The 20,563-nt window shown below is 59.7% G+C and carries 15 protein-coding genes; 1 reads left to right on the forward strand and 14 read right to left on the reverse strand.

Going from position 1 to position 20,563, the window contains the following annotated elements:
* Nucleotides 1-63: 63 nt before the first annotated feature.
* From AB1748_RS15275 to AB1748_RS15330, 12 genes are all read right to left on the reverse strand, one after another.
* The gene (locus AB1748_RS15275; RefSeq protein WP_293772910.1) at nucleotides 64-285 is read right to left on the reverse strand and encodes a zinc ribbon domain-containing protein; all 222 of its coding nucleotides are present in this window, start codon (nucleotides 283-285) and stop codon (nucleotides 64-66) included.
* 58 nt (nucleotides 286-343) lie between these two features.
* Nucleotides 344-1,834, reverse strand: coding sequence for a ribosome biogenesis GTPase Der (der, locus tag AB1748_RS15280; RefSeq protein WP_111139155.1), 1,491 nt, complete (start codon nucleotides 1,832-1,834; stop codon nucleotides 344-346).
* 174 nt (nucleotides 1,835-2,008) lie between these two features.
* The gene (gene bamB / locus AB1748_RS15285; protein WP_111139154.1) at nucleotides 2,009-3,190 is read right to left on the reverse strand and encodes an outer membrane protein assembly factor BamB; all 1,182 of its coding nucleotides are present in this window, start codon (nucleotides 3,188-3,190) and stop codon (nucleotides 2,009-2,011) included.
* Nucleotides 3,191-3,209: 19 nt separating this feature from the next.
* On the reverse strand, nucleotides 3,210-3,827 hold the full coding sequence (locus AB1748_RS15290) for a YfgM family protein (RefSeq protein ID WP_111139153.1): 618 nt from the start codon (nucleotides 3,825-3,827) through the stop codon (nucleotides 3,210-3,212).
* A 39-nt stretch (nucleotides 3,828-3,866) separates the two neighbouring features.
* Nucleotides 3,867-5,141, reverse strand: a complete 1,275-nt coding sequence (hisS, locus tag AB1748_RS15295) for a histidine--tRNA ligase (protein WP_111139152.1) — start codon at nucleotides 5,139-5,141, stop codon at nucleotides 3,867-3,869.
* Nucleotides 5,142-5,246: 105 nt separating this feature from the next.
* A complete protein-coding gene (gene ispG, locus AB1748_RS15300) occupies nucleotides 5,247-6,368 on the reverse strand; it encodes a flavodoxin-dependent (E)-4-hydroxy-3-methylbut-2-enyl-diphosphate synthase (RefSeq protein WP_111139151.1) in 1,122 nt (373 codons plus the stop codon).
* A gap of 39 nt (nucleotides 6,369-6,407) precedes the next feature.
* The gene (rodZ, locus tag AB1748_RS15305; protein ID WP_293772922.1) at nucleotides 6,408-7,421 is read right to left on the reverse strand and encodes a cytoskeleton protein RodZ; all 1,014 of its coding nucleotides are present in this window, start codon (nucleotides 7,419-7,421) and stop codon (nucleotides 6,408-6,410) included.
* The gene (gene pilW, locus AB1748_RS15310) at nucleotides 7,411-8,136 is read right to left on the reverse strand and encodes a type IV pilus biogenesis/stability protein PilW (protein WP_111139149.1); all 726 of its coding nucleotides are present in this window, start codon (nucleotides 8,134-8,136) and stop codon (nucleotides 7,411-7,413) included. The genes rodZ and pilW overlap by 11 nt, the downstream gene beginning before the upstream one ends.
* An 80-nt stretch (nucleotides 8,137-8,216) precedes the next feature.
* Nucleotides 8,217-9,386 carry a bifunctional tRNA (adenosine(37)-C2)-methyltransferase TrmG/ribosomal RNA large subunit methyltransferase RlmN gene (locus AB1748_RS15315; protein ID WP_111139148.1) on the reverse strand — a complete coding sequence of 390 codons (1,170 nt, stop codon included), beginning with the start codon at nucleotides 9,384-9,386 and terminating at the stop codon, nucleotides 8,217-8,219.
* A 186-nt stretch (nucleotides 9,387-9,572) separates the two neighbouring features.
* Nucleotides 9,573-10,004: a nucleoside-diphosphate kinase gene (gene ndk / locus AB1748_RS15320; protein ID WP_003848684.1), complete on the reverse strand. Its 432-nt coding sequence runs from the start codon at nucleotides 10,002-10,004 to the stop codon at nucleotides 9,573-9,575.
* 175 nt (nucleotides 10,005-10,179) lie between these two features.
* Nucleotides 10,180-12,507 (reverse strand): peptidoglycan glycosyltransferase PbpC, encoded by a 2,328-nt coding sequence (gene pbpC, locus AB1748_RS15325; RefSeq protein ID WP_367395693.1) that lies wholly within the window; start codon nucleotides 12,505-12,507, stop codon nucleotides 10,180-10,182.
* 12 nt (nucleotides 12,508-12,519) lie between these two features.
* Nucleotides 12,520-17,415, reverse strand: a complete 4,896-nt coding sequence (locus AB1748_RS15330) for an alpha-2-macroglobulin (RefSeq protein ID WP_367395694.1) — start codon at nucleotides 17,413-17,415, stop codon at nucleotides 12,520-12,522.
* A gap of 146 nt (nucleotides 17,416-17,561) precedes the next feature.
* On the opposite strand from AB1748_RS15330, the gene sseA reads away from it, so the two are divergent.
* On the forward strand, nucleotides 17,562-18,404 hold the full coding sequence (sseA, locus tag AB1748_RS15335; RefSeq protein WP_111139145.1) for a 3-mercaptopyruvate sulfurtransferase: 843 nt from the start codon (nucleotides 17,562-17,564) through the stop codon (nucleotides 18,402-18,404).
* Between the two features lie 37 nt (nucleotides 18,405-18,441).
* Here sseA and sseB read toward each other — a convergent pair whose 3' ends face one another.
* Together sseB and pepB are read right to left on the reverse strand one after the other, a co-directional pair.
* Nucleotides 18,442-19,206 (reverse strand): enhanced serine sensitivity protein SseB, encoded by a 765-nt coding sequence (gene sseB, locus AB1748_RS15340; protein WP_111139144.1) that lies wholly within the window; start codon nucleotides 19,204-19,206, stop codon nucleotides 18,442-18,444.
* A gap of 46 nt (nucleotides 19,207-19,252) precedes the next feature.
* Entirely contained in the window at nucleotides 19,253-20,539 is a 1,287-nt protein-coding gene (pepB, locus tag AB1748_RS15345; RefSeq protein WP_111139143.1) for an aminopeptidase PepB, read from the reverse strand.
* Nucleotides 20,540-20,563: the final 24 nt, after the last annotated feature.

Consider the following 20,563-nt stretch of genomic DNA (forward strand, 5'->3'; position numbering starts at 1 on the left):
AATAGCATTTTTGCTACAAAAAGGCCGCAGTAACCCGGTCCTGGCAGAGGAGAAAAAGCAGGCTCAGTGGGCCGGTAAGCGGAAAAGCAGGCGCGCGCGGGCGATCAGGCCATGTCCGTTGCGGCAGAAATAGTCCGTTGCGCCGCAGGCTCTGAGCACCTCAAGGGGCGCCTGGCACGTCGGGCAGCAGGGCTGCGCAGGAAAATGAGCGCCACAGGCAGAACAGATAAATTCACCGTCGCGGAGCAACAGCGGATGCTGACAGGTTTCACAACGCTCACACATTCTGCACTTCCGGTAGCCGGTTTCGGGCAAAAAAAGAGGGCCTGCTGGCCCTCTCCGTTTAACGCTTGTTCTTTTTCATGTGCGCCATAAGACGCTTACGCTTACGCTGCTGAGTCGGTGTCAGCAGGTTACGCTTGCCTTCATAAGGGTTTTCACCCTCTTTGAACTGAATGCGGATAGGTGTTCCCATCACGTTCAGTGATTTACGGAAGTAGTTCATCAGGTAGCGTTTGTAAGAGTCCGGCAGATCCTTAACCTGATTACCGTGGATCACCACGATAGGCGGGTTATAGCCTCCGGCGTGCGCATATTTCAGCTTCACGCGACGGCCGCGCACCAGTGGTGGCTGATGGTCATCTGCCGCCATGTTCATGATACGGGTCAGCAGCGAGGTGTTTACGCGACGGGTCGAACAGTCATAGGCTTCGGTGATCGACTCGAACAGGTTACCCACCCCGCTACCGTGCAGCGCAGAGATAAAGTGGATACGCGCGAAATCGATAAAGCCCAGACGGAAGTCCAGCGTCTCTTTGACTTCGTCACGCACTTCCTGCGACAGGCCATCCCATTTGTTGACCACAATCACCAGCGAACGGCCACTGTTGAGGATAAAGCCCAGCAGCGAGAGGTCCTGATCGGAAATACCGGCGTGGGCATCGATAACCAGCATAACCACGTTGGCATCTTCGATCGCCTGCAGCGTCTTAATGACCGAGAATTTCTCAACGGTGTCTGAGATTTTGGCACGCTTACGCACGCCTGCGGTGTCGATCAGAACGTATTCACGTTCGTCGCGCTCCATCGGAATATAGATACTGTCGCGGGTGGTGCCCGGCATGTCATAGACCACAACGCGGTCTTCACCGAGGATACGGTTAGTAAGCGTTGACTTACCTACATTCGGACGGCCAACAATCGCCAGTTTGATCGGCAGGCCCGTCGGGTCGAAGTTCTCTTCTTCCTCTGCAGCCTGCTGTCCCGCCGACTCTTCAGCGTCCAGCGCCGCCCAGTAGGCCTGGTTCTCTTCTTCTTCGGTCAGTTCGACCTGCTCAACCTTCTCCATCCACGGCAGCAGCGCCGTTTCGATCAGGCTGGTGACGCCACGACCGTGGGAGGCGGCAATCGCATGGATTTCGCCCAGGCCCAGGGAGTAGAAGTCGATTACTGCCTGATCCGGATCCAGTCCGTCCGTTTTGTTCGCCACCAGGAAGGTCGCTTTCTGACGGGAACGCAGATGTTTCGCGATTTGCTGATCGGCCGCCATCATGCCGGCACGCGCGTCAACCATAAACAGCACGACGTCCGCTTCTTCAATCGCCAGCAGTGACTGCTCAGCCATCCGCGTTTCGACGCCCTCTTCGGTGCCGTCGATACCGCCGGTATCGATAACAATAAATTCGCGCCCTTCCACTTCGGCGCGACCATATTTGCGATCGCGAGTCAGTCCAGGAAAATCCGCTACCAGCGCATCACGAGTGCGGGTTAAGCGGTTAAATAGCGTAGATTTTCCCACATTGGGACGCCCAACCAGCGCGACCACAGGTACCATAACAAAATGCCTCAATAGAAAATGAATCGCCCGAATGGCGTGATTATAACGGCTCTGGCCGTCAAGTTCAGGCTTAAGGCGCAAAGAATACCATGCCTGACTAAAAACGAAACGGCCCCTGATTAAATCAGGAGCCGTCGGAACGGAGGATTTTCCCTGCCGGACGTTTACCCGTTAGCGGGTAATCGCGTAAACCTCACCATCTTTCGACTGGATCAGCAGCTTATCGCTGGCGACCACCGGCTCGGTCTGGAAGCCTGAGCTGTCCAGTTTCTGCTGTGCGACGAAACGACCGTCGGTGGTGTTCAGCCAGTGCAGATAGCCTTCGCTGTCGCCGACCACCAGATAGCCGTTGTAGAGCACTGGTGAGGTCAGGTTGCGATGCAGCAGATCGCTCTGACGCCAGATCGCCACGCCGCCGTCAGCATTCAGTGCGATCACACGGTCGTCCTGATCCACCAGGTAGATGCGGCCCGCATCGACAATCAGATCCTTCACGCCGCCAATTTCGCGTTTCCACAAAATCTGACCGGAACGCAGATCCAGTGCCGTCAGGTTGCCATTGTAAGCCAGCGCGTAAACCACCCCGTTGACGATCACCGGCGTCGTATCGACATCATTAAGACGGTCAATCTCTGTGGCGCCGCTCACCTGAGAAATCCGCTGCTGCCAGATCAGCTGACCCTGGTTCATCACAACCGCACTGACGCGTCCGTTGTCACCCCCCACAATAGCGCCGCCAAATGCGACCGCAGGGGCAGACTCACCGCGCAGAGACAGCGCTGGCATATCCAGGTTGACGCTCCACTTCACGGCACCGCTGCTCTGGTCCAGACCCTGCAGCATACCGTTGCTGGTGTGAATCAGCACCAGGCCATCGCTGACCACCGGACGCGACAGCGCTTCACCGGCGACTTTGGTCTGCCAGGCCAGGCTGCCATCACTGCTGTTCAGGGCATAAACCTGTCCGCGTTCGCTGCCGACATAGACGCGGTCGCCATCTGCCGTCAGGCCGCCAGATAACAGCGCGGAACGATTTTTCGAAAAGAAGCCGGTTTTCTCAGAGAGATCGACCTTCCATTTTTCTTTACCGTCTGCGGCATCCAGTGCTTTGACAATACCAAAGCGGTCAGCAGCGTAAACCGTGCTGTCCTGCCAGGCAGGATGCAGGTTTGAGTAGAAATCACCGACGCCATCGCCTACCGAGGTGCTCCAGACTTTCTGTGGCGTGAACTGATTTTCCACCTGAGGCAACGGGGCCATTTTCACTACATCTTCTTCGCCGCTAAACAGCGAACAACCGCTGAGCAAAGTGACTGAAATCAGTCCCGGCAGCAGGTATTTACGTAATTCCATGCGCTCTCTCTTGACTGGCTTAGCTTAAGTTATTCATCTTCATCTGCATCATTTGCTTCAGTGCCGGAGAGGCGTCAGACTCCACCCCTTTACTCCAGGCATCGCGCGCGCCCTGCCTGTCGCCTTTAGTCAGCAGCGCTTCGCCGCGGATGTCGGCCACAATGGCTGTCCAGCCATCACCCTTCACACCGTCAAGGGTCTTAAGCGCCGCGTCCGCCTGATTCTGTTGCAGTTGAATGCGTGCCAGGCGCAGGTTAATCACCGCCTGCAGATTGGCATCTTTGGTATCTTTCAGTCCGTTTTGCAGCAGCGTTGCGGCCTTATCAAGCTGACCGGCGTCGACATACTGCTTTGCCAGATCCATCGCGGCCAGCGCACCGTAAGTGTTGCTGTTTTCGCTGGCAAAACGGTTAACGGCTTCCAGCGTCTCAGGTTTGTCCGCCTGCATGGCGGTGGTGAGCTGCTGATACTCTGCGGAGACTGTCTTCGCCGTATCGTCCTGATGACTGCTCCAGTAACGCCAGCCCCCCAGCGCAGCAATGCCGATTACCACGCCAATGGCTAACGCTTTCCCATTGTTGGCAAAAAAGTTGCGCAGCGCTTCAGTCTGCTCGTTTTCATTGCTATACACTTCCACGCAATCCTTCTCCTTTCTATGGTTGGTGCTGCGTCACGCTTACTGTAACAGCGAACGTAATACAGCAGCAGCCTCTGCCTGATCCCGCGTTTGCTGCTCGCCACGGCGCAGATCTTTAATCACGACCTGACCCGCTTTGACTTCATCCTCGCCTAACACCAGCGCGACGCGCGCGCCCCACTTGTCAGCACGGGCAAACTGTTTTTTGAAGTTGCCGCCGCCGAAGTTTGTCATCAGCCGCAGTTCCGGCGCTTCGTCGCGCAGTTTCTCAGCCAGCTGCATCGCAGCAGACTGCACGCCCTGACCGGAAGCGATTACATAGACATCCACATTGCTCGTCGGTTCAAATTCCGGGTTAACGGCCTGAACCAGCAGCACCAGCCGCTCCATTCCCATCGCGAAACCTACGGCTGGCGTGGCGCGACCGCCGAGCTGCTCGACCAGGCCATCGTAGCGGCCGCCGCCGCAGACCGTGCCCTGAGAACCCAGGCTATCGGTGACCCACTCGATCACGGTGCGATTATAATAGTCCAGCCCGCGCACCAGACGCTGATTGACGGTATAGCCGATGCCGGCATCGTCCAGCAGGGCACACAGGCCGCTGAAGTGTTCGCGGGATTCGTCATCCAGATAGTCGCCAAGCTGCGGCGCATCGTTCAGCAGTTGCTGAATCTCAGGATTTTTGCTGTCGAGCACGCGCATCGGATTGCTGTACATGCGGCGTTTGCAATCCTCATCCAGCGACGCTTTATGCTGTTCCAGAAACGCGACCAGCGCGTCACGATAGTGCGCGCGCGCTTCCAGCGAACCGATAGAGTTCAGTTCCAGACGGACATGATCGGCGATCCCAAGCGCTTTCCACCAGCGGGCGTTCAACATGATCAGTTCCGCATCGATATCCGGTCCCTGCAGACCAAAGACTTCCACGCCGATCTGGTAGAACTGGCGATAGCGGCCTTTCTGCGGACGCTCATAGCGGAACATCGGCCCCATATACCAGAGACGCTGCTCCTGGTTATAGAGTAAGCCGTGTTCAATACCGGCGCGCACACAGCCTGCGGTCCCTTCCGGGCGCAGCGTCAGGCTTTCGCCGTTGCGGTCCTCGAAGGTGTACATCTCTTTTTCAACCACATCGGTGACTTCACCGATGGCGCGTTTAAACAGTGGTGTTTGCTCCACCAGCGGTAAGCGAATTTCGCTGTAACCGTAGCTCGCCAGCGTCTGCTTGAGCACGCCTTCAATCCGTTGCCAGAGGGCCGTATCCGCAGGCAGGTAGTCGTTCATCCCGCGAATCGCCTGAATATTCTTCGCCACGTTAAAATCTCTTAATGCAAAAAAACCTGTCCGGCATCATACCTTATGAGGATGAAACCGCACAGGTTCAGTCAAAAAAGTCACGTACGCAGGCCGCGCACGCCATTATTTTTCCAGATGCTGCACGTCGATACGGCGGCTGGCATCCAGCATCGACGCTTTGGCACGGATACGCGCTTCCAGCTGGTCGATCATATTGTCGTTGTCGAGGCGATCGCGCTGACGCACGCCATCCTCGTAGAAGCCGCTCTTCTTACTGCCGCCGGTCACGCCCAGCGTCGAGAGGGTCGCTTCGCCCGGTCCGTTGACCACACAGCCGATGATAGAGACATCCATCGGGGTGATCAGATCTTCCAGACGCTGCTCCAGCGCGTTGACCGTGCCGATCACGTCGAACTCCTGACGTGAGCAGGTCGGACAGGCGATGAAGTTAATGCCGCGGGAACGGATGCGCAGTGACTTGAGAATATCGAAGCCGACTTTGACCTCTTCGACCGGATCGGCCGCCAGCGAGATACGCAGCGTATCGCCGATGCCTTCGGAAAGCAGCAGGCCGAGTCCGATCGCGGATTTCACCGCACCGGCACGCGCGCCGCCCGCTTCGGTAATGCCGAGATGCAGCGGCTGTTCGATCTGCTTCGCCAGCAGACGATAGGATTCGACGGCCAGGAAGACGTCAGACGCTTTTACGCTGACTTTAAACTGGTCGAAGTTAAGGCGGTCAAGATGGTCGACGTGGCGCATGGCGGATTCCAGCAGCGCCTGCGGGGTCGGTTCGCCATACTTTTCCTGCAGATCTTTTTCCAGCGAACCGGCGTTAACGCCAATCCGGATAGGAATATTTTTGTCGCGTGCGCAGTCGACGACCATGCGGATGCGCTCATTGTTCCCGATATTACCGGGATTGATGCGCAGACAGTCGACGCCATACTCAGCCACTTTCAGGGCGATGCGGTAGTCAAAATGAATATCTGCCACCAGCGGCACGTTTACCTGCTGCTTGATCAGCCTGAATGCTTCTGCGGCATCCATGGTAGGCACCGAGACACGCACGATGTCGACACCGACGCGCTCAAGGGCTTTGATCTGATTTACCGTCGCTTCCACGTCCGTGGTGCGGGTGTTGGTCATCGACTGAACAGCGATTGGGGCGCCGTCACCGACCGGCACCTTGCCGACGTAAATACGTTTAGATTTACGACGGATAATGGGTGCTTCGTTATGCATATATTTCTTCTCCACAATTGCCCGGTACAGAATACGCTGTTATTGCGCACCCAATGTCAGGCGAGCAACCTGGTTATTACGGATAAAACGACTTAAATCAACGGGCTGATTCTGATATTGCACCTGAACCGCCGATGGCGCGCCAATTTTCAGACGATACGGAGGTGTTCCTGCCAGGCTGAGTTTACCACCACTGCGCTGCGTGCCGCTGAACAGTTTTTTGCCGGTGGCATCGCTGACTTCCAGCCAGCAGTCCGCAGTGAAGGTCATCACGACCGCATTCGGGTCAGCTGCAGGTTCACTGACTGCGGCAGCTCCGACGGGCATCTGAGAGGCGGTGCCGGTGCTGCTGGTCGCAGCAGGCGCTGCCGCCGTATTCTCTGTCGGTGCCTGGCTCGGCGACACCACAGTGTTGCTGGCCGCATCCGGCTGAGTAGTGGCGGTGCTGTTGCTGGCGCTGGCAGCCGGTGCCGCCGTGGCAGGCGTGCTGGCTGCTGCACTGTTGTCGCTGTTGGCGCTGTTGCTTTCGTCAGGCGCCGCCGGGGTCGCGCTGTCACCGCTGGTTTCACCCAGCGGAATAGACTGGCTGTTATCTCCGCTGCCGTTCTGATCGGTCACTGACACCAGATCATCCTGTGACGCCTTGTGGTTCTGCCACCACCAGGCACCGGTCAGCCCCACGACAACAAACAGCACCAGCCAGGTGAAAATCATCAGCCAGCCATCGCGTTTTTTGCGGCGCTTGCCCAGGGAGAAACTTTGCATGGGCGCAATTTTGGCTGCCCGGACCGGCGTCTGTTTCGCCATCATCGGCAGCAGTTCCTCTTCAGGAATGTGCACCAGACGCGCATAGGAGCGGATGTAACCGCGCAAAAACGTCGAGGCGAGATCGACAGGTGATTTATCTTCCTCGATATCACGCACGGTGGTCAGTTTCAGGCACAGGCGTTCAGCAACGTTCTGCTGCGTCAGCCCCATCTGCTCACGAGCCAGACGCAGGCGTTCGCCTGTAGAGTGTAATGCAGAGTTTTCTTGAGTGGCTTCAGTATTCATTAGCTAAATAACGCTGGTACTGTATCGATTGCGGAAAACGTCGCGCTAACTGGTCGCCATAACGTAAAACGTCAGCGGCATTTCCCTGTAGCGCGGCGAAACGTAAGTGTAACGCCAGACTTCGTGCCGTTTCAGGCAGCGAGTGCTGGTAAACGTCGAGCAAAACCGGCACGGTTGTCAGATGGTTATCACTCATCTGCTTTTCAGCTTCAGCCAGCAACGCGTCCGCCTTGCGACGGTCTGCTTCAATGGCCAGCCGTAGCGTCCTGCGGGCTGCGGCATATTCGCCAGCCTGCAGATAACAATATCCTGCCAGCTCAAGCGCGTCATTACGTGCATCAGACTGCTGTGCTGCTCTTGCCCGACTAAACTGTTGATGCGCTTCATCATACTGCCTTAAAGCGCAGAGAAACGCACCGTAATTGTTAGCGACGAAACCATTATCCGGCGCCTGCTGCTGTGCCAGTATAAAGCGAGCCTGCGCCGCTGTCTGATTCCCCTGCGCCTGTGCCAGTCGTGCCAGCGCAAGCGAGACCCGGTAATCCCCGGGAGCGGCGGCCTGCGCACGCAGGAAGTTTCGCTCTGCGGCGGCGTAGTCGCCCCCGGCCAGATAGTGCATGCCGAGTTGCAGACGCACCTCTGCGGCGCCGGGTTGATGAGGCTGACTGACACACCCGCTTACAACTAACAGCGCCAGCAGTAATCCGTTACGCATAATCGTTTCCCTCCGATTGACGTTCACAGGCAGCAGCCTGCCACGCGTTATCCCGTCAGGAAACGTCTGCGATTACGCTTCTAGAGCGCCTTCACAGAGATGGCTTCACCCGCCATCTTTTTCCGCATGGTCCGCTTGGTACGGTCGATGACCTCTCCGGCTAACTGACCGCAGGCAGCATCAATGTCGTCGCCTCGGGTTTTGCGCACGATAGTGGTAAAACCGTAGTCCATCAGGACCTTGGAGAAACGATCGATGCGGCTGTTTGAGCTACGGCCATACGGCGCGCCCGGGAAGGGGTTCCAGGGAATCAGGTTGATTTTACACGGTGTTTCTTTCAGTAATGCGGCAAGTTCATGCGCATCATCTGTGCTGTCATTAACATGATCCAGCAACACGTACTCAATCGTTACGCGACCCTGATTGGCGTTGGATTTGCCGATGTAGCGTTTTACCGCCGCCAGGAAGGTTTCGATATTGTACTTTTTGTTGATCGGTACGATATCGTCACGCAGTTTGTCGTTAGGCGCGTGCAGGGAGATCGCCAGCGCGACATCAATCATATCGCCCAGTTTATCCAGGGCAGGCACCACGCCAGAGGTGGAGAGGGTCACACGACGCTTCGACAGACCAAATCCGAAGTCATCCAGCATGATCTCCATCGCCGGAACCACGTTGTTGAGGTTGAGCAGTGGCTCGCCCATGCCCATCATCACAACGTTAGTGATAGGACGCTGGCCGGTGATTTTAGCTGCGCCGACAATCTTCGCCGCGCGCCACACCTGACCAATAATTTCTGACACCCGCAGGTTACGGTTAAAGCCCTGCTGTGCGGTCGAACAGAATTTACACTCCAGTGCACATCCAACCTGGGAAGAGACGCAGAGCGTGGCGCGGTCTCCTTCCGGGATGTAGACCGTTTCCACCAGCTGATCGCCCACGCGAATCGCCCATTTAATGGTGCCGTCGGTGGAGCGCATCTCTTCCGCCACTTCTGGCGCGCGGATCTCCGTCAGTTCCATCAGCCGGTTACGCAGCTTTTTATTAATGTCGGTCATCTGCTCGAAATCGTCGCAGCAGTAGTGATAGATCCACTTCATGACCTGGTCAGCGCGGAACGGCTTTTCGCCCAGCGACTGGAAGAATTCGCGCATCTGCTGACGGTTGAGATCGAGCAGGTTGATTTTCTGGCTTTTCGGGGAAACGACAATGGGGGATGCGGACGCGGACGTCACAATCTGTTCGGACATAATATTCTCTGGCCTCGTTGTTACACGTTATGGCGCTGTTCAGGGATAGGTGAAAAAATTGCGCCTTCATTAAGCGGAGTCAATGAAGGCGCAATATTGTACAACATCTGCGGCCTGATAACAGGCGGGAGTCACCTCCCCCAGGCAGATTTTTGTAAAGCCGCTGTAACGTTTATCGCCAGGCGATTAACGGGTACGTGGGCAGATTTCGTTTTCGCCGAAGAAGTAGGCGATTTCGCGGGCCGCGGATTCAGCAGAATCTGAACCGTGGGTCGCGTTTTCGGTGAAGCTGTCAGCGTAGTCAGCACGCAGTGTGCCAGCCAGTGCGTTTGCCGGGTTAGTGGCACCCATCAGGTCGCGATGACGCTGAACGGCATTTTCACCTTCCAGCACGGAAACAACAACCGGGCCAGAGGTCATGAATTCAACCAGGCCATCGAAGAATGGCTTGCCCTGGTGCTCAGCGTAAAAACCTTCAGCCTGCTCTTTGCTCAGCTGCAGCATTTTTGCGCCAACGATTTTGAAGCCTGCGCTCTCAAAACGGTTGTAGATAGCACCAATCACGTTTTTAGCGACGGCGTTTGGCTTGATGATAGAAAAAGTACGTTCGATTGCCATGATGACCTCTGTCTTGACGTTCTGAAGAAACCGGTGGCATCCGCCCCGGTTAAGAAACGGCGCCGATTATAGGGGCTGAGTCCGGCATTGCCTATCAGAGATCCCTAATTTGGTGAAAATTCTTGATCTGAGTCGAAGCAGAGGCGCCAATATTATGATTTAGCGCAAAAAATCGTCAATCCCGCCGGAAAGTGACCGAGACCACGCCCCCCTCTTCATCCATCACCACCAGCTGATATTCACCGGGTCGATCGTGCGCCAGCGCCAGGTGTGTGGCGGCGTCCTGCGTCACCAGCGGTTCACCATTCAGAAACCACCAGCGCCGTGTGCCCTGCCCGCCCTGTACCGCAACCGGGATAGTCAGCGAACCTCTGCCCGGCAGCGGTCTGACGATCTGTCCCTCCGTCACGCCGGTGACGATCAGCGGTGCGCCACTGCCCTGCTGTAACGGCGGACAGCGCATATCCACCGACGGCAGGCGCTGTGCGCGCCGCTCCTGAGGCGGCAGCCAGGCCTCCAGCGGCAGCGGCCAGACCAGCAGTTCGCGGCGGGTCGCATCGGGGCAATCGGCGGCCACGCGCAGCCCCTGCCGGTTCTGCCAGTAGCTCAGGTGCAATCCGCTGAGGCTCTCCTGCCCGGCAGCCAGCAGCGTGGGCGGCAGTGTTCCGGCGGCGACCCAGCTCTGCCGGCGCTGCCGACAGTTTTCATCCCCGTCGGGCAGCGGCTGACCGCCAGGCCAGCAGATAGTCGCCACCGTTACCGTCGCCGGGCGCGGATCGACCGGAACATCCCGCCGGTTAAGGCGGCTCATCAGCAGGCTGTTGATCTGATTCATCACGGGCACGGCAGAGGCAAAACCGAACTGTCCGGCGACGGGCGTGGCATCCGGTCGCCCGACCCAGACGCCGATCAGATAGCGGGGATTGATGCCCACCGACCAGGCATCGCGATAGCCATAACTGGTGCCGGTTTTCCAGGCCAGAGGCACCACGTCGGGGACGATGCCACTGGCCGCAGGCTGGGCTTCACCAGCCAGAATACGCCGGATGATCCACGCCGATTCCGGCGACAGCAGCGGCCGCTGCTGCAAGGGTTGATCGGGCATCCAGCGCAGCTGAGCGGCGTAGCCGTGGCGGGCAAAGGCGCTGTAGGCCGCCACAAGCTCATCCATGCGCGCGCCGGTGCCGCCCAGAATCAGCGAAAGATTCGGTTCGGCGCCAGATGGAAAACGTAACGGCAGACCGACATTGCGCAGGCGCGCTGTAACATTCTTCGGTCCCAGCGCCTCCAGCAGCTGAACAGCGGGGAGATTCAGGGATCGGACCAGCGCATCACTGGCGCTGACCGGCCCGTGAAAGCCGGTGTCGAAGTTGCCGGGCCGGTAATCGCCGAAGCGGCGCGGCACATCCTGCAGCAGCGATTCGGCATGGATCAGCCCTTCATCCAGCGCCATGCCGTAAACAAAGGGTTTTAACACCGAGCCGGGCGACCGCACGCTGGCGATCATATCGACATGCCCAAACCGGCTGTCGTCGCTGAAGTCAGCCGAACCTGCGTAGCCACGCACGGCCATCGTGGTGTGATCGACTACCAGCATCGCCAGCGAGGTGCGTGGCGGGAGCTGATTTTTAACATTCAGCGCCAGGTTTTCCAGTTCACGCTGCAGGGCGGGATCGAGCGTAGAGACAATCTTGTCGCGGTGACTGACGGACAGCAGTCGCCGGGCCAGCAGCGGCGCCATCTGCGGCATCTGGCGCGGCGGCAGCCAGACCGGCTCCTGACGGATTTCCGCGACCTGCTCAGCAGACCAGATGTGATACTCCGCCAGCCGATCCAGCACTTTGTTGCGGGCGGCCTCCGCCCTGTCGGGCCAGCGGTCGGGGCGCAGGCGGCTGGGCGCCTGGGGCAGGACGGCCAGCAGCGCCGCCTCGCCCGGCGTCAGCTGCGACGGCGCTTTTCCGAGCCAGCTCCAGCTGGCCGCCCCCACACCCTCCAGCGTGCCACCAAAGGGGGCGCGGTTCAGGTAGAGCGTCAGGATGTCACGTTTCGAGAGATGCCACTCCAGCTGCAGCGCCCGCCACGCCTGGATCAGCTTGCCGCGCAGCGTACGGGGTTGCGGATCGATCAGGCGCGCCACCTGCATCGTCAGCGTACTGCCGCCAGAAATGACGCTCTGATGACGCAGATCCTGCCAGGCGGCACGGAGCAGCGCCAGCGGATTGATGCCAGGGTGATACCAGAACCAGCGATCTTCATAGGTGAGCAGCGCCTGCAGATAGGCCGGTGCGACCTCCTCCGGCGTTACCGGATAACGCCAGATCCCGTTGCCGTCGGCAAAACGCCATAATGGCGTACCGTCGCTGGCCACCACTACCCGCGCGGGCTGCACCTGCTTAAGCGGCAGCGGGAACAGACGATCCAGCCCCCAGACCGCCAGCCACAGCATCAGGAAAAAAAGCAGCAGCGCGAGCCACCGCCTGTTGAGGCGACTGCGTTTTATCACAGGTCCCGTCACTTACTGAATGTGCAGCTGCGACGGTGTGCTACCGGTCGCGCGCCACTCCGGCACATACATCGATTCGACCTGGGGTGGCGGCATCAGGAAACGGCCCGGCGTTACCGCCCGCGCCAGATAGACCAGCGTCGCGGGACGATAAGTGTCGATCGCCAGCGCGGCAACAAAGCGGTCGTCGCGGAACTCGATGTGCCTGATGTCCGCCTGCTGCATGTCACCCATGCTCTCTTTGAGCGCATCCGCACTGTCACCGAGGCTGGCGCTGCTGTCTGCCAGGTTCTGGTTTTCCAGCTCCAGTCCGGCAGGCAGCAGATCCACCACCAGCGCATCGCTGATGCTACGCTTCGAAGAAACGGTCAGACGGACCACCAGCAGTTCACCGCTGCGCAGATTGCTGAGATCGGCAGCTTTACCATCCAGAGTGAAATAGTCGCGTTTTATTCCGAGCTGGTTGCTCTCCGGTGGTGGCACGGTCAGCGGATAGCCCGTGACATCCAGACGACCATAGAGCGGCGCACTGCCCGGATTTTGCACCTCAACGCCCTGCAATAACCGCTCAGCCCCCAGCCCTCTGTTCAGTGGCGCATCGCCCTGCAAAGGCTGTGGCGAGCCCGCCAGCAGCGCCTGCCAGCCGCCACCCTGCCCCTGCTGCAGCGTGTGAGCCGCCAGCCAGAGCGCGTTATTTTCCTGGGTTGAGAACCAGCGTTTACCGTTGACCTCTTTCGACAGCGCCAGCAGCAGACTGTTCTGCAGCTGAGGCTGCAGCTTATACTCCGCTAACAGGGCGATCATCATCCCCTCATCGCGCACCGTGCTGCCGTAATCGCCATACCAGGTTTTTTCTGGTCGCGTCAGCGTGGCCCCCTGCATGATCGCCTGCTGCGCGCGCTGCCCGTCACCCATCAGCTTCAGCGCCACACCCAGCTGCATCAGCGCCAGACCGGAGCGGGCATGCTCACGCTGCTCATAGATCGCGCGCAGCGCCCCCAGCGGCGCGCGCTGCTGACGCGCCAGCACCAGTCCGGCGTAAGCCTGAACGCTGAACCGCAGGGCGGCGTGACTGTCACTGTCGCCACCGCTAATCTGCGTGGGATCCTGCAGATAGCGCAGCAGACGGGTGTTCGCGCGATCCACCACATTATCCGGCAGCGCATAGCCCGCCTCGCTGGCACGCAGCAGGAAGTCCGTTACGTAAGGCGTCAGCCAGAACTCCTCTTCACTCTGTTTATCCCACAGCCCGAAACTGCCGTTGGCCCGCTGCATCCCGGCCAGGCGGGCTATGCCAGTATCGATCGCGGCCCGGCGCGCCTCATCGCTGCTGGTTTTTATTCCCATCGCGCTCAGTTCGGCGTGGCGGGTATAGAGAGACGGCCAGAGGCCACTGGTGGTCTGCTCCAGGCAGCCGTACGGATAGGCATAAAGCGCGCTGATATAGCGGGCAATATTGAGCGGCGGACGATTGCTCAGCGTCAGCTGTCCGCTCAGGGTCTGAGGATCCAGCCCGGTAAAGGCGGCGGCCGCGACCTGCCAGGGCCGATCAGGATTAATGACCGCATCAAAGCTCAGCGTGCTGGCCGGATAAGGCGGCCTGACACCGATTTTCCACTGCTGTTTCATGGGCCGCAGCGTCTCGCCGGGCAGATTCAGCCCGGAGATGGCCACCGTCACCGCACCATCACCAAAGCCGGTTTTCGCCGTGACCGGAATCTGCAGGGTCGTGCGCGCACCTTTGGCCAGCGTCACGCGCTGGCTGGCCGCACCGGCCAGATCCACCAGCCCGGTGCTGCTCAGATCCACGCTCAGGGTCTGCGGCAGATCCGTCAGGTTGGTGATATCCAGCGCCAGGGACGCCGAGTCGCCGCTGGCGAGGAAGCGCGGGGTCGCCAGCTCACTGATGAGCGGTGCCGCCACGGTCAGCCTGCGCTCTGCCGCCCCGAAGCTGTCCTCGCTCCAGGCCTGGGTCATCAGCCGCAGCTCTCCGTTAAAAGCCGGAACCGGCAGCGTTATCACGCCGTTGCCCGCTTTATCCAGTGTTACCGCCTGAAGCTGCTGCGCCACAATATTGACGTGCGTAACCGGTTTTTTACCGCCGCGCGTCATCGAATCGTCATCCCCGTCGCCGCCAAACCGCAGCGCCGCCAGCCGGCCCCCGCCGTCGATCAGCTGCCCGAAGACATCATACTGATCGGCGTTATAGCGTTTGCGGCCAAAGAAAGCCTGCCATGGATCGGGCGTTCTGAAATCCGTTACGCTCAGCACACCGCTGTCCACCGCAGAGAGCAGTACATTGACTTTTTCAGGCAGCAGGCCGCCGTCACGACTGGCATGAACCCTGACCGTCAGCGTCTGTTCAGGCCGGATTTTGTCGGGCGCATCCAGCGTCAGAGTGAGACGCCGCGCCTCTGTTGCCATCGGCAGATGCAGCAGCCCCACCGCACGTTTCGGCGTGGCACCGCTGGCCTTATCGCCGTCGCGCACCACGATGGCGCTGAAGTAAAGATCGTGTCGCCGCCAGCTCTCCGCTACCGGCACATCGACCTGGATGCCACCCTGCGGCACCGTCAGCGGTTGCCACCAGAGCGTGCCGCTGGCCGACTCCACCATCAGATAGCCCTTCCCGGCGGCCGGTGATTCAACCTGCAGGTGCACCGTGTCACCAGGCTGATAGGCCGCTTTATCCAGCTTCAGCCTGACCTGATCGGGCCGCAATGCGCCCGTGCCGTTGGTGTTGTCCTGCCAGTCATATCCCGCCTGGAACCGCACGCTGCTGACGATCTTTTCGCCCGCCTGGACTTCCAGCCGGTAGTGGCCCCACTCGACCGGGAAACTGACCCGGGTGCTGCCGTCTGCAGGCACCGCGATAATCCGCTCATCTTCCTGCAGATCTTTATTGCTGTACTGCGACTGCCAGCCTTCGCTGTCTGAGAAGCTCCAGTAGTCATCGCGGCGCTCCTGAATCAGTCGCACCGTCAGCTTATCTGCCGCCAGTTTTTTGCCCTGACTGCTGGCATAGACGATGTCAAATTCGGCCAGTCCGCCTTCCGGTACGGTAGGCTCATCGTGGTAGCGGTCAGTGCGGTAGTCATAGACCGCCTTGTTGCCGAACAGCGGCCGGATGCCGGGCAGCGCCCCGGCGGGCCAGATCGCCTGCGTAATCCGGCGCGTTACCGGGCGGCCACCGGTTTCCAGCAGGCTGGCCTGCAGGATCAGGCTGAGCGGCGAGTGCAGCTGATCCCACTGATTTTCGACCGCGAGCGTCGCTTTACCGCTGGCGTCGAGTTTCAGCTCCACCTCATCCAGCGTGCGCTTCAGCCCGTCCTCGGTAATGTCGCCAAACTGATAACCCGGCAGGGCCGCCACCGCTTCGCGCGCGGGCCGGAGATAGAGTTGCCCCTGCAGCGTGTTACCCGCCGCAGGCGCGCCGTAGAGGTAGCGCCCCTCGATACCAAACTCAATGCTGGCATCCGCGGGCTGTGGCTGCGGGTCGCTTTTCAGGGTTAAAGCCATGCGCTCCGGCAAAAAATCCTCGACGTGGAACCGCCACTCGCGCTTAAGGTTATCGCCGGTATTGAGCCGCAGCATCCAGTCGCCGGTCATGGCGGCGTCAGGGATCGGCAGACGCTGCTGATAGAGCCCGGCTTCCGGCTGCCAGACAAATGTCCGCATCACCTGACCATCGGGCTGAACCAGCTCGGCTTTAATCGGCTGGGCGGGCAACGGCTTGCCATCGGCATCGCGAAGCAGCGCATTGACGATGACCGTTTCACCGGGCCGATAGATGTCGCGCGGCCCGAACACAAACAGCTGTTTCTCGTAGCCCTGCGGCCCGGCCACCGGAAACTCCGCCAGGTCCAGCGCCGGACGCGCCAGGTCGATCAGCGAGGTCTGCTCACCCTGCACGGCCAGCAGCAGCTTGCCCTTCTCCTCCGCTCTGAGGCGAAGATGGCCGCTCCCGTCACTGGTGCCGCTCTGCAGCACCTGCCCTTTCTCATCCAGCAACCGGACGCTGACGCCAGACAACGGCTGGCCGTTAGCCAGGCTCTGGGCGAACAGTTCGAGCTGCGCCGGGAAGCGATGCAGCGACAGGCCGATATCACTGAGGGTGAAAAGCGTGGCAGGCTGGCTGTAGCGATAGGTCCCGGCCTGCTTCATCACGGCCAGATAGACGCCTGGCTGCTGCAGCGCGGCGATATCACTCATCGGCAGCTGCAGTTTTTCGCGGGTGTTGCGCGCCGGATTGAGTGCAAAGCGCCCGGAATAGACCAGCTGGCTACTTTTCAGCAGATCTTCAGACTGCCAGGTAGAGAGATTGTTGCCGTAGTTCCACTGCGCGAGAAATTCCGCCAGGCCCGCATTCTTTATCCGGAAGAAATCGACATCGACCTGATCCACGTTGAGCGCCAGCACCGGCAGCCCCTGAGTAATGCGCAGCGGCAGCAGAGAGCCGCGGCTGGCAAAGCCTACCATCGGCTGGATATCACGGGTGACGATTTTCTGGCTGTAACCGGCGGCCAGCGTCTCACCGCTGGCGGCGCGCAGGCCCGCCGCGACCGTGACGGTAAAGTGACGTGAGGGTTCGGGATGGCGGAAGCGCAGCGTCCTGCGATTGCCGGAAAGCTCCCAGCCGCCATCCACCCGGCCCTGTTTGTCGTCGGTCAGCCTGACGCTCTGCGCGAAATCCTGTTTCTCATCGAGCGGCTGACTGAAGGTCAGAACCAGCGCGGCGGCACCGTCGATCTGCAGTTCTGAAAGGTCGATAATCGTCAGCGGTTTGCTGACCTGGGTTGTCGCTGGGGCTTCAGCCGCGTAGAGCGGCAGAACGGGAAACAGGGTGGCTGCCAGCAGCGACCCTCCGAACAACATGCTGAACAGCAGTCGGTTAGTGCGTTTTTTCATGGTAGTTCCTTCACCGGGACGCAGAGAGTGTCAATTGATGACGCAGGGCAATTTCATATCAATGCTCGCATTTAATCAACGCTTCTCTTGAGATGGGGCGCACATTCCCCGACACTGGTACGACAGATTGCTGAGATGAGGTTGTTATGACGACTCCCCTGTTTGTGTCCGCCGACTGGCTGCATGAGCACTACGATGATGAGGGGCTTCAGGTGCTGGATGCCCGGCTGCTGCCACCCGGGATGGAGACGGTGCGCGATGTTCAGGCTGAATATCTGGCGGAGCATCTGCCCGATGCGCCCTACTTCGATATCGAAGCCCTTTCCGATCACACCAGTCCCTATCCGCATATGCTGCCGCGTGCCGAGGCTTTTGCCGTCGCCATGCGCGAACTGGGCATCAGCAGCGATAAGCACCTGATCGTCTATGACGAGGGGAATCTCTTTTCCGCTCCGCGCGCCTGGTGGATGCTGCACACCTTTGGTGTGGCGCAGGTGTCGATCCTGGCGGGCGGATTGCAGGGCTGGAAAGCCGCCGGGTATGCGCTGGCAACCGGCGAGGTGGATCTGCCGGAGGGTGAGTTTGAGGCGCACGCAGATGACAGCCGGGTGAAACGCCTGACGGATGTGCTGCTGATCAGCCATGAGGGCGGCGCACAGATCGTGGATGCGCGTGCCGCTAATCGCTTTAACGCAGAGGTGGACGAGCCGCGTCCCGGCCTGCATCGCGGGCATATTCCCAACAGCCTGAACGTGCCGTGGAATATGCTGGTCGAGCAGGGAAAACTGAAACCGGATGCGGAACTGCGCCAACTGTTTGCCGACGCGGGCGTGGATATCAGCCGCCCGGTGGTCGCCAGCTGCGGCTCAGGCGTCACGGCGGTCGTCCTGATTCTGGCACTGACCGCGCTGGGCGTTCGGGATGCCACGCTGTATGACGGCTCCTGGGGTGAATGGGGCAGTCGCGACGACTTACCGATCGCGAAATAAAAAGAGGCGGCCCGTGAGCCGCCTCTTTTTTTGCCTGTCAGATAATCCGTTCGCTGCCCTTAAAGTCACGCAGGAAACTGCCCCAGCGACGTTCATAAAAGGGCGTGATGTGGGCGGTGAAGAAGTGGCTGATGCCGCGTTCCTCTGCCCTCACCTCACAGATATCGATCGGCGCGTCGTCCGGCAGCGTGTCGGTTGCCACGCTGCCCGCGGCCTGAATAATCGCCTCAATGTTGCTGTCCGCTTCGATCCCAATCAACAGATTCGGCGCCTCATCGGCCTGCTCACGAAGGGTGGCGATAAACGCGCGACGCACCTGCTTATGCTTGCTGAACAGCTGCGTCAGCGAGTCGATCATCTGCGCAGGCGGTTCGGCCACTTCAGAAAGCAGCAGCGAGGTGCCGCCCTCCAGCACGGTTTGCTGAGTCAGCGCACTGCCCTCTTCCGCCAGCAGATGCGTGATCTCGGAGGCGGTAAACTCCTTGCCGGAAGGAAGTCGGGGATTGAGAAACAGCGTCTCGCCGCGCGTGATCTCAAACAGCGTCCGCACCGGCAGACGCAGCCAGGCCTGTTCACCTTTGACCGCTTCGCTCATCGCCTCTTCCGAGGTGAAAAAAGGAATGACGCTGCTGCCATCCTCTTTTTCCCAGTGCTGCAGATCGACGGGCGTGCTGGCATCAAACTGCTGTTGGGTGCTTTCGCCGGGCACCCAGACATCCGACGCCAGCAGCAGTTGAAAAAATTCGGGCCGATGGGCGGGCTCGGTCGCCGCCAGCTTCAGCACCTCTTCAAGACGGTTCATACTTCCCCTCTGAACAGCGGTGACTCTGGTCACCGCAGCGTTCGGCTTATTTCAGTAACAGATTGGCAATCGTGCGCACGCCCAGACCGGTGGCCCCCGCCGCCCATTGATCGACCGCGCCTTTACGATAGGTCGCGGAACAGTCGATATGCAGCCAGCCCTGCTGATAATTGCTGACGAAGTAAGAGAGGAAGGCCGCCGCACTGCTGGCACCCGCCGCATGGGAGGGGCTGGCGATGTTATTAAGATCGGCGAAGTTAGACGGCAGATGGCTGCGATGGAACTCGGCCAGCGGCAGACGCCAGAAGGGTTCGTTCTCACTGACCGCGCTGCCCATCAGCGACTGCGCCATCACCTCATCAAAGGTAAACAGCGCGTGGTAGTCGTTGCCCAGCGCGGTTTTGGCAGCGCCGGTCAGCGTGGCGGCGTCGATAATCATCGTCGGATTCTGCTCGCTGGCGTCGATCAATCCGTCGGCCAGCACCAGACGCCCTTCCGCGTCGGTGTTCATCACTTCCACCGATTTGCCGTTGCGATAGCGAATGATGTCGCCCAGCTTAAAGGCGTTGCTGCTGACCATGTTGTCGGCGCAGCAGAGATAGAGTTTCACGCGCTTGTTGAGGCCGCGTGAGATCGCCATCGCCAGTGCACCGGTAACGGTTGCCGCGCCGCCCATGTCCGATTTCATGGAGTCCATGAAGCTGCTCTGCTTCAGGCTGTAGCCGCCGGTGTCAAAGGTGATGCCTTTACCGACCAGACAGGCGTAGACCGGAGCGTTGTCGTCACCGGTCGGGTTGTAGTCGAGCGCCAGGAAGACCGGCGGACGGTTCGACCCGCGACCAACGGTGTGCAGGCCCATATAGCCCTGCTCACGCAGATCCTCACCCTTGGTGATGCGGTAGCTGACCGCGCTGCCACCCACTTCGCTGATCAGATCGATGGCGTTATGCGCCAGCTGCTCCGGCCCCAGATCTTCCGCTGGCAGGTTAATGACATTGCGCACCCAGTCGATGATTTTCAGGCGGCGATCGAACTCGGCCTGCTCATGCTCACCGAGCGCAGGCCACTCTACCTGACGCTGGCCTTTGGGACCACGGAAGCCCTGCCAGAATGCCCAGCACTGCTCAAGGTGCCAGCCCTCGCCGGTCAGCGCCACATGGCGGATCCCCTGGCTGTCGATTTTGTGCGCCGCACGCTGAATGATATTCAGCGCATCTGCGCCGGTCAGATGCAGCGTCATGCCGCTGTCGTTGCTGCTGAGAATCGCTTTCTCGCCCCAGCGCGCATCGGCGGGCTGGCTGCTAAGCGTAATGTTCATCGGTTGTGTGGTCATCGAAAAGCTCCATAGTCGTTATCT

This window comes from Pantoea sp. Ep11b, assembly GCF_040783975.1.
Classification (GTDB): Bacteria; Pseudomonadota; Gammaproteobacteria; order Enterobacterales; family Enterobacteriaceae; genus Pantoea.

Coding starts and splice junctions, on each gene's coding strand:
- AB1748_RS15275 (WP_293772910.1), bottom strand. CDS start 285: ATGTGTGAGCGTTGTGAAACCTGTCAGCATCCGCTGTTGCTCCGCGAC.
- der (WP_111139155.1), bottom strand. CDS start 1,834: ATGGTACCTGTGGTCGCGCTGGTTGGGCGTCCCAATGTGGGAAAATCT.
- bamB (WP_111139154.1), bottom strand. CDS start 3,190: ATGGAATTACGTAAATACCTGCTGCCGGGACTGATTTCAGTCACTTTG.
- ispG (WP_111139151.1), bottom strand. CDS start 6,368: ATGCATAACGAAGCACCCATTATCCGTCGTAAATCTAAACGTATTTAC.
- rodZ (WP_293772922.1), bottom strand. CDS start 7,421: ATGAATACTGAAGCCACTCAAGAAAACTCTGCATTACACTCTACAGGC.
- pilW (WP_111139149.1), bottom strand. CDS start 8,136: ATGCGTAACGGATTACTGCTGGCGCTGTTAGTTGTAAGCGGGTGTGTC.
- AB1748_RS15315 (WP_111139148.1), bottom strand. CDS start 9,386: ATGTCCGAACAGATTGTGACGTCCGCGTCCGCATCCCCCATTGTCGTT.
- ndk (WP_003848684.1), bottom strand. CDS start 10,004: ATGGCAATCGAACGTACTTTTTCTATCATCAAGCCAAACGCCGTCGCT.
- AB1748_RS15330 (WP_367395694.1), bottom strand. CDS start 17,415: ATGAAAAAACGCACTAACCGACTGCTGTTCAGCATGTTGTTCGGAGGG.
- sseA (WP_111139145.1), top strand. CDS start 17,562: ATGACGACTCCCCTGTTTGTGTCCGCCGACTGGCTGCATGAGCACTAC.
- sseB (WP_111139144.1), bottom strand. CDS start 19,206: ATGAACCGTCTTGAAGAGGTGCTGAAGCTGGCGGCGACCGAGCCCGCC.
- pepB (WP_111139143.1), bottom strand. CDS start 20,539: ATGACCACACAACCGATGAACATTACGCTTAGCAGCCAGCCCGCCGAT.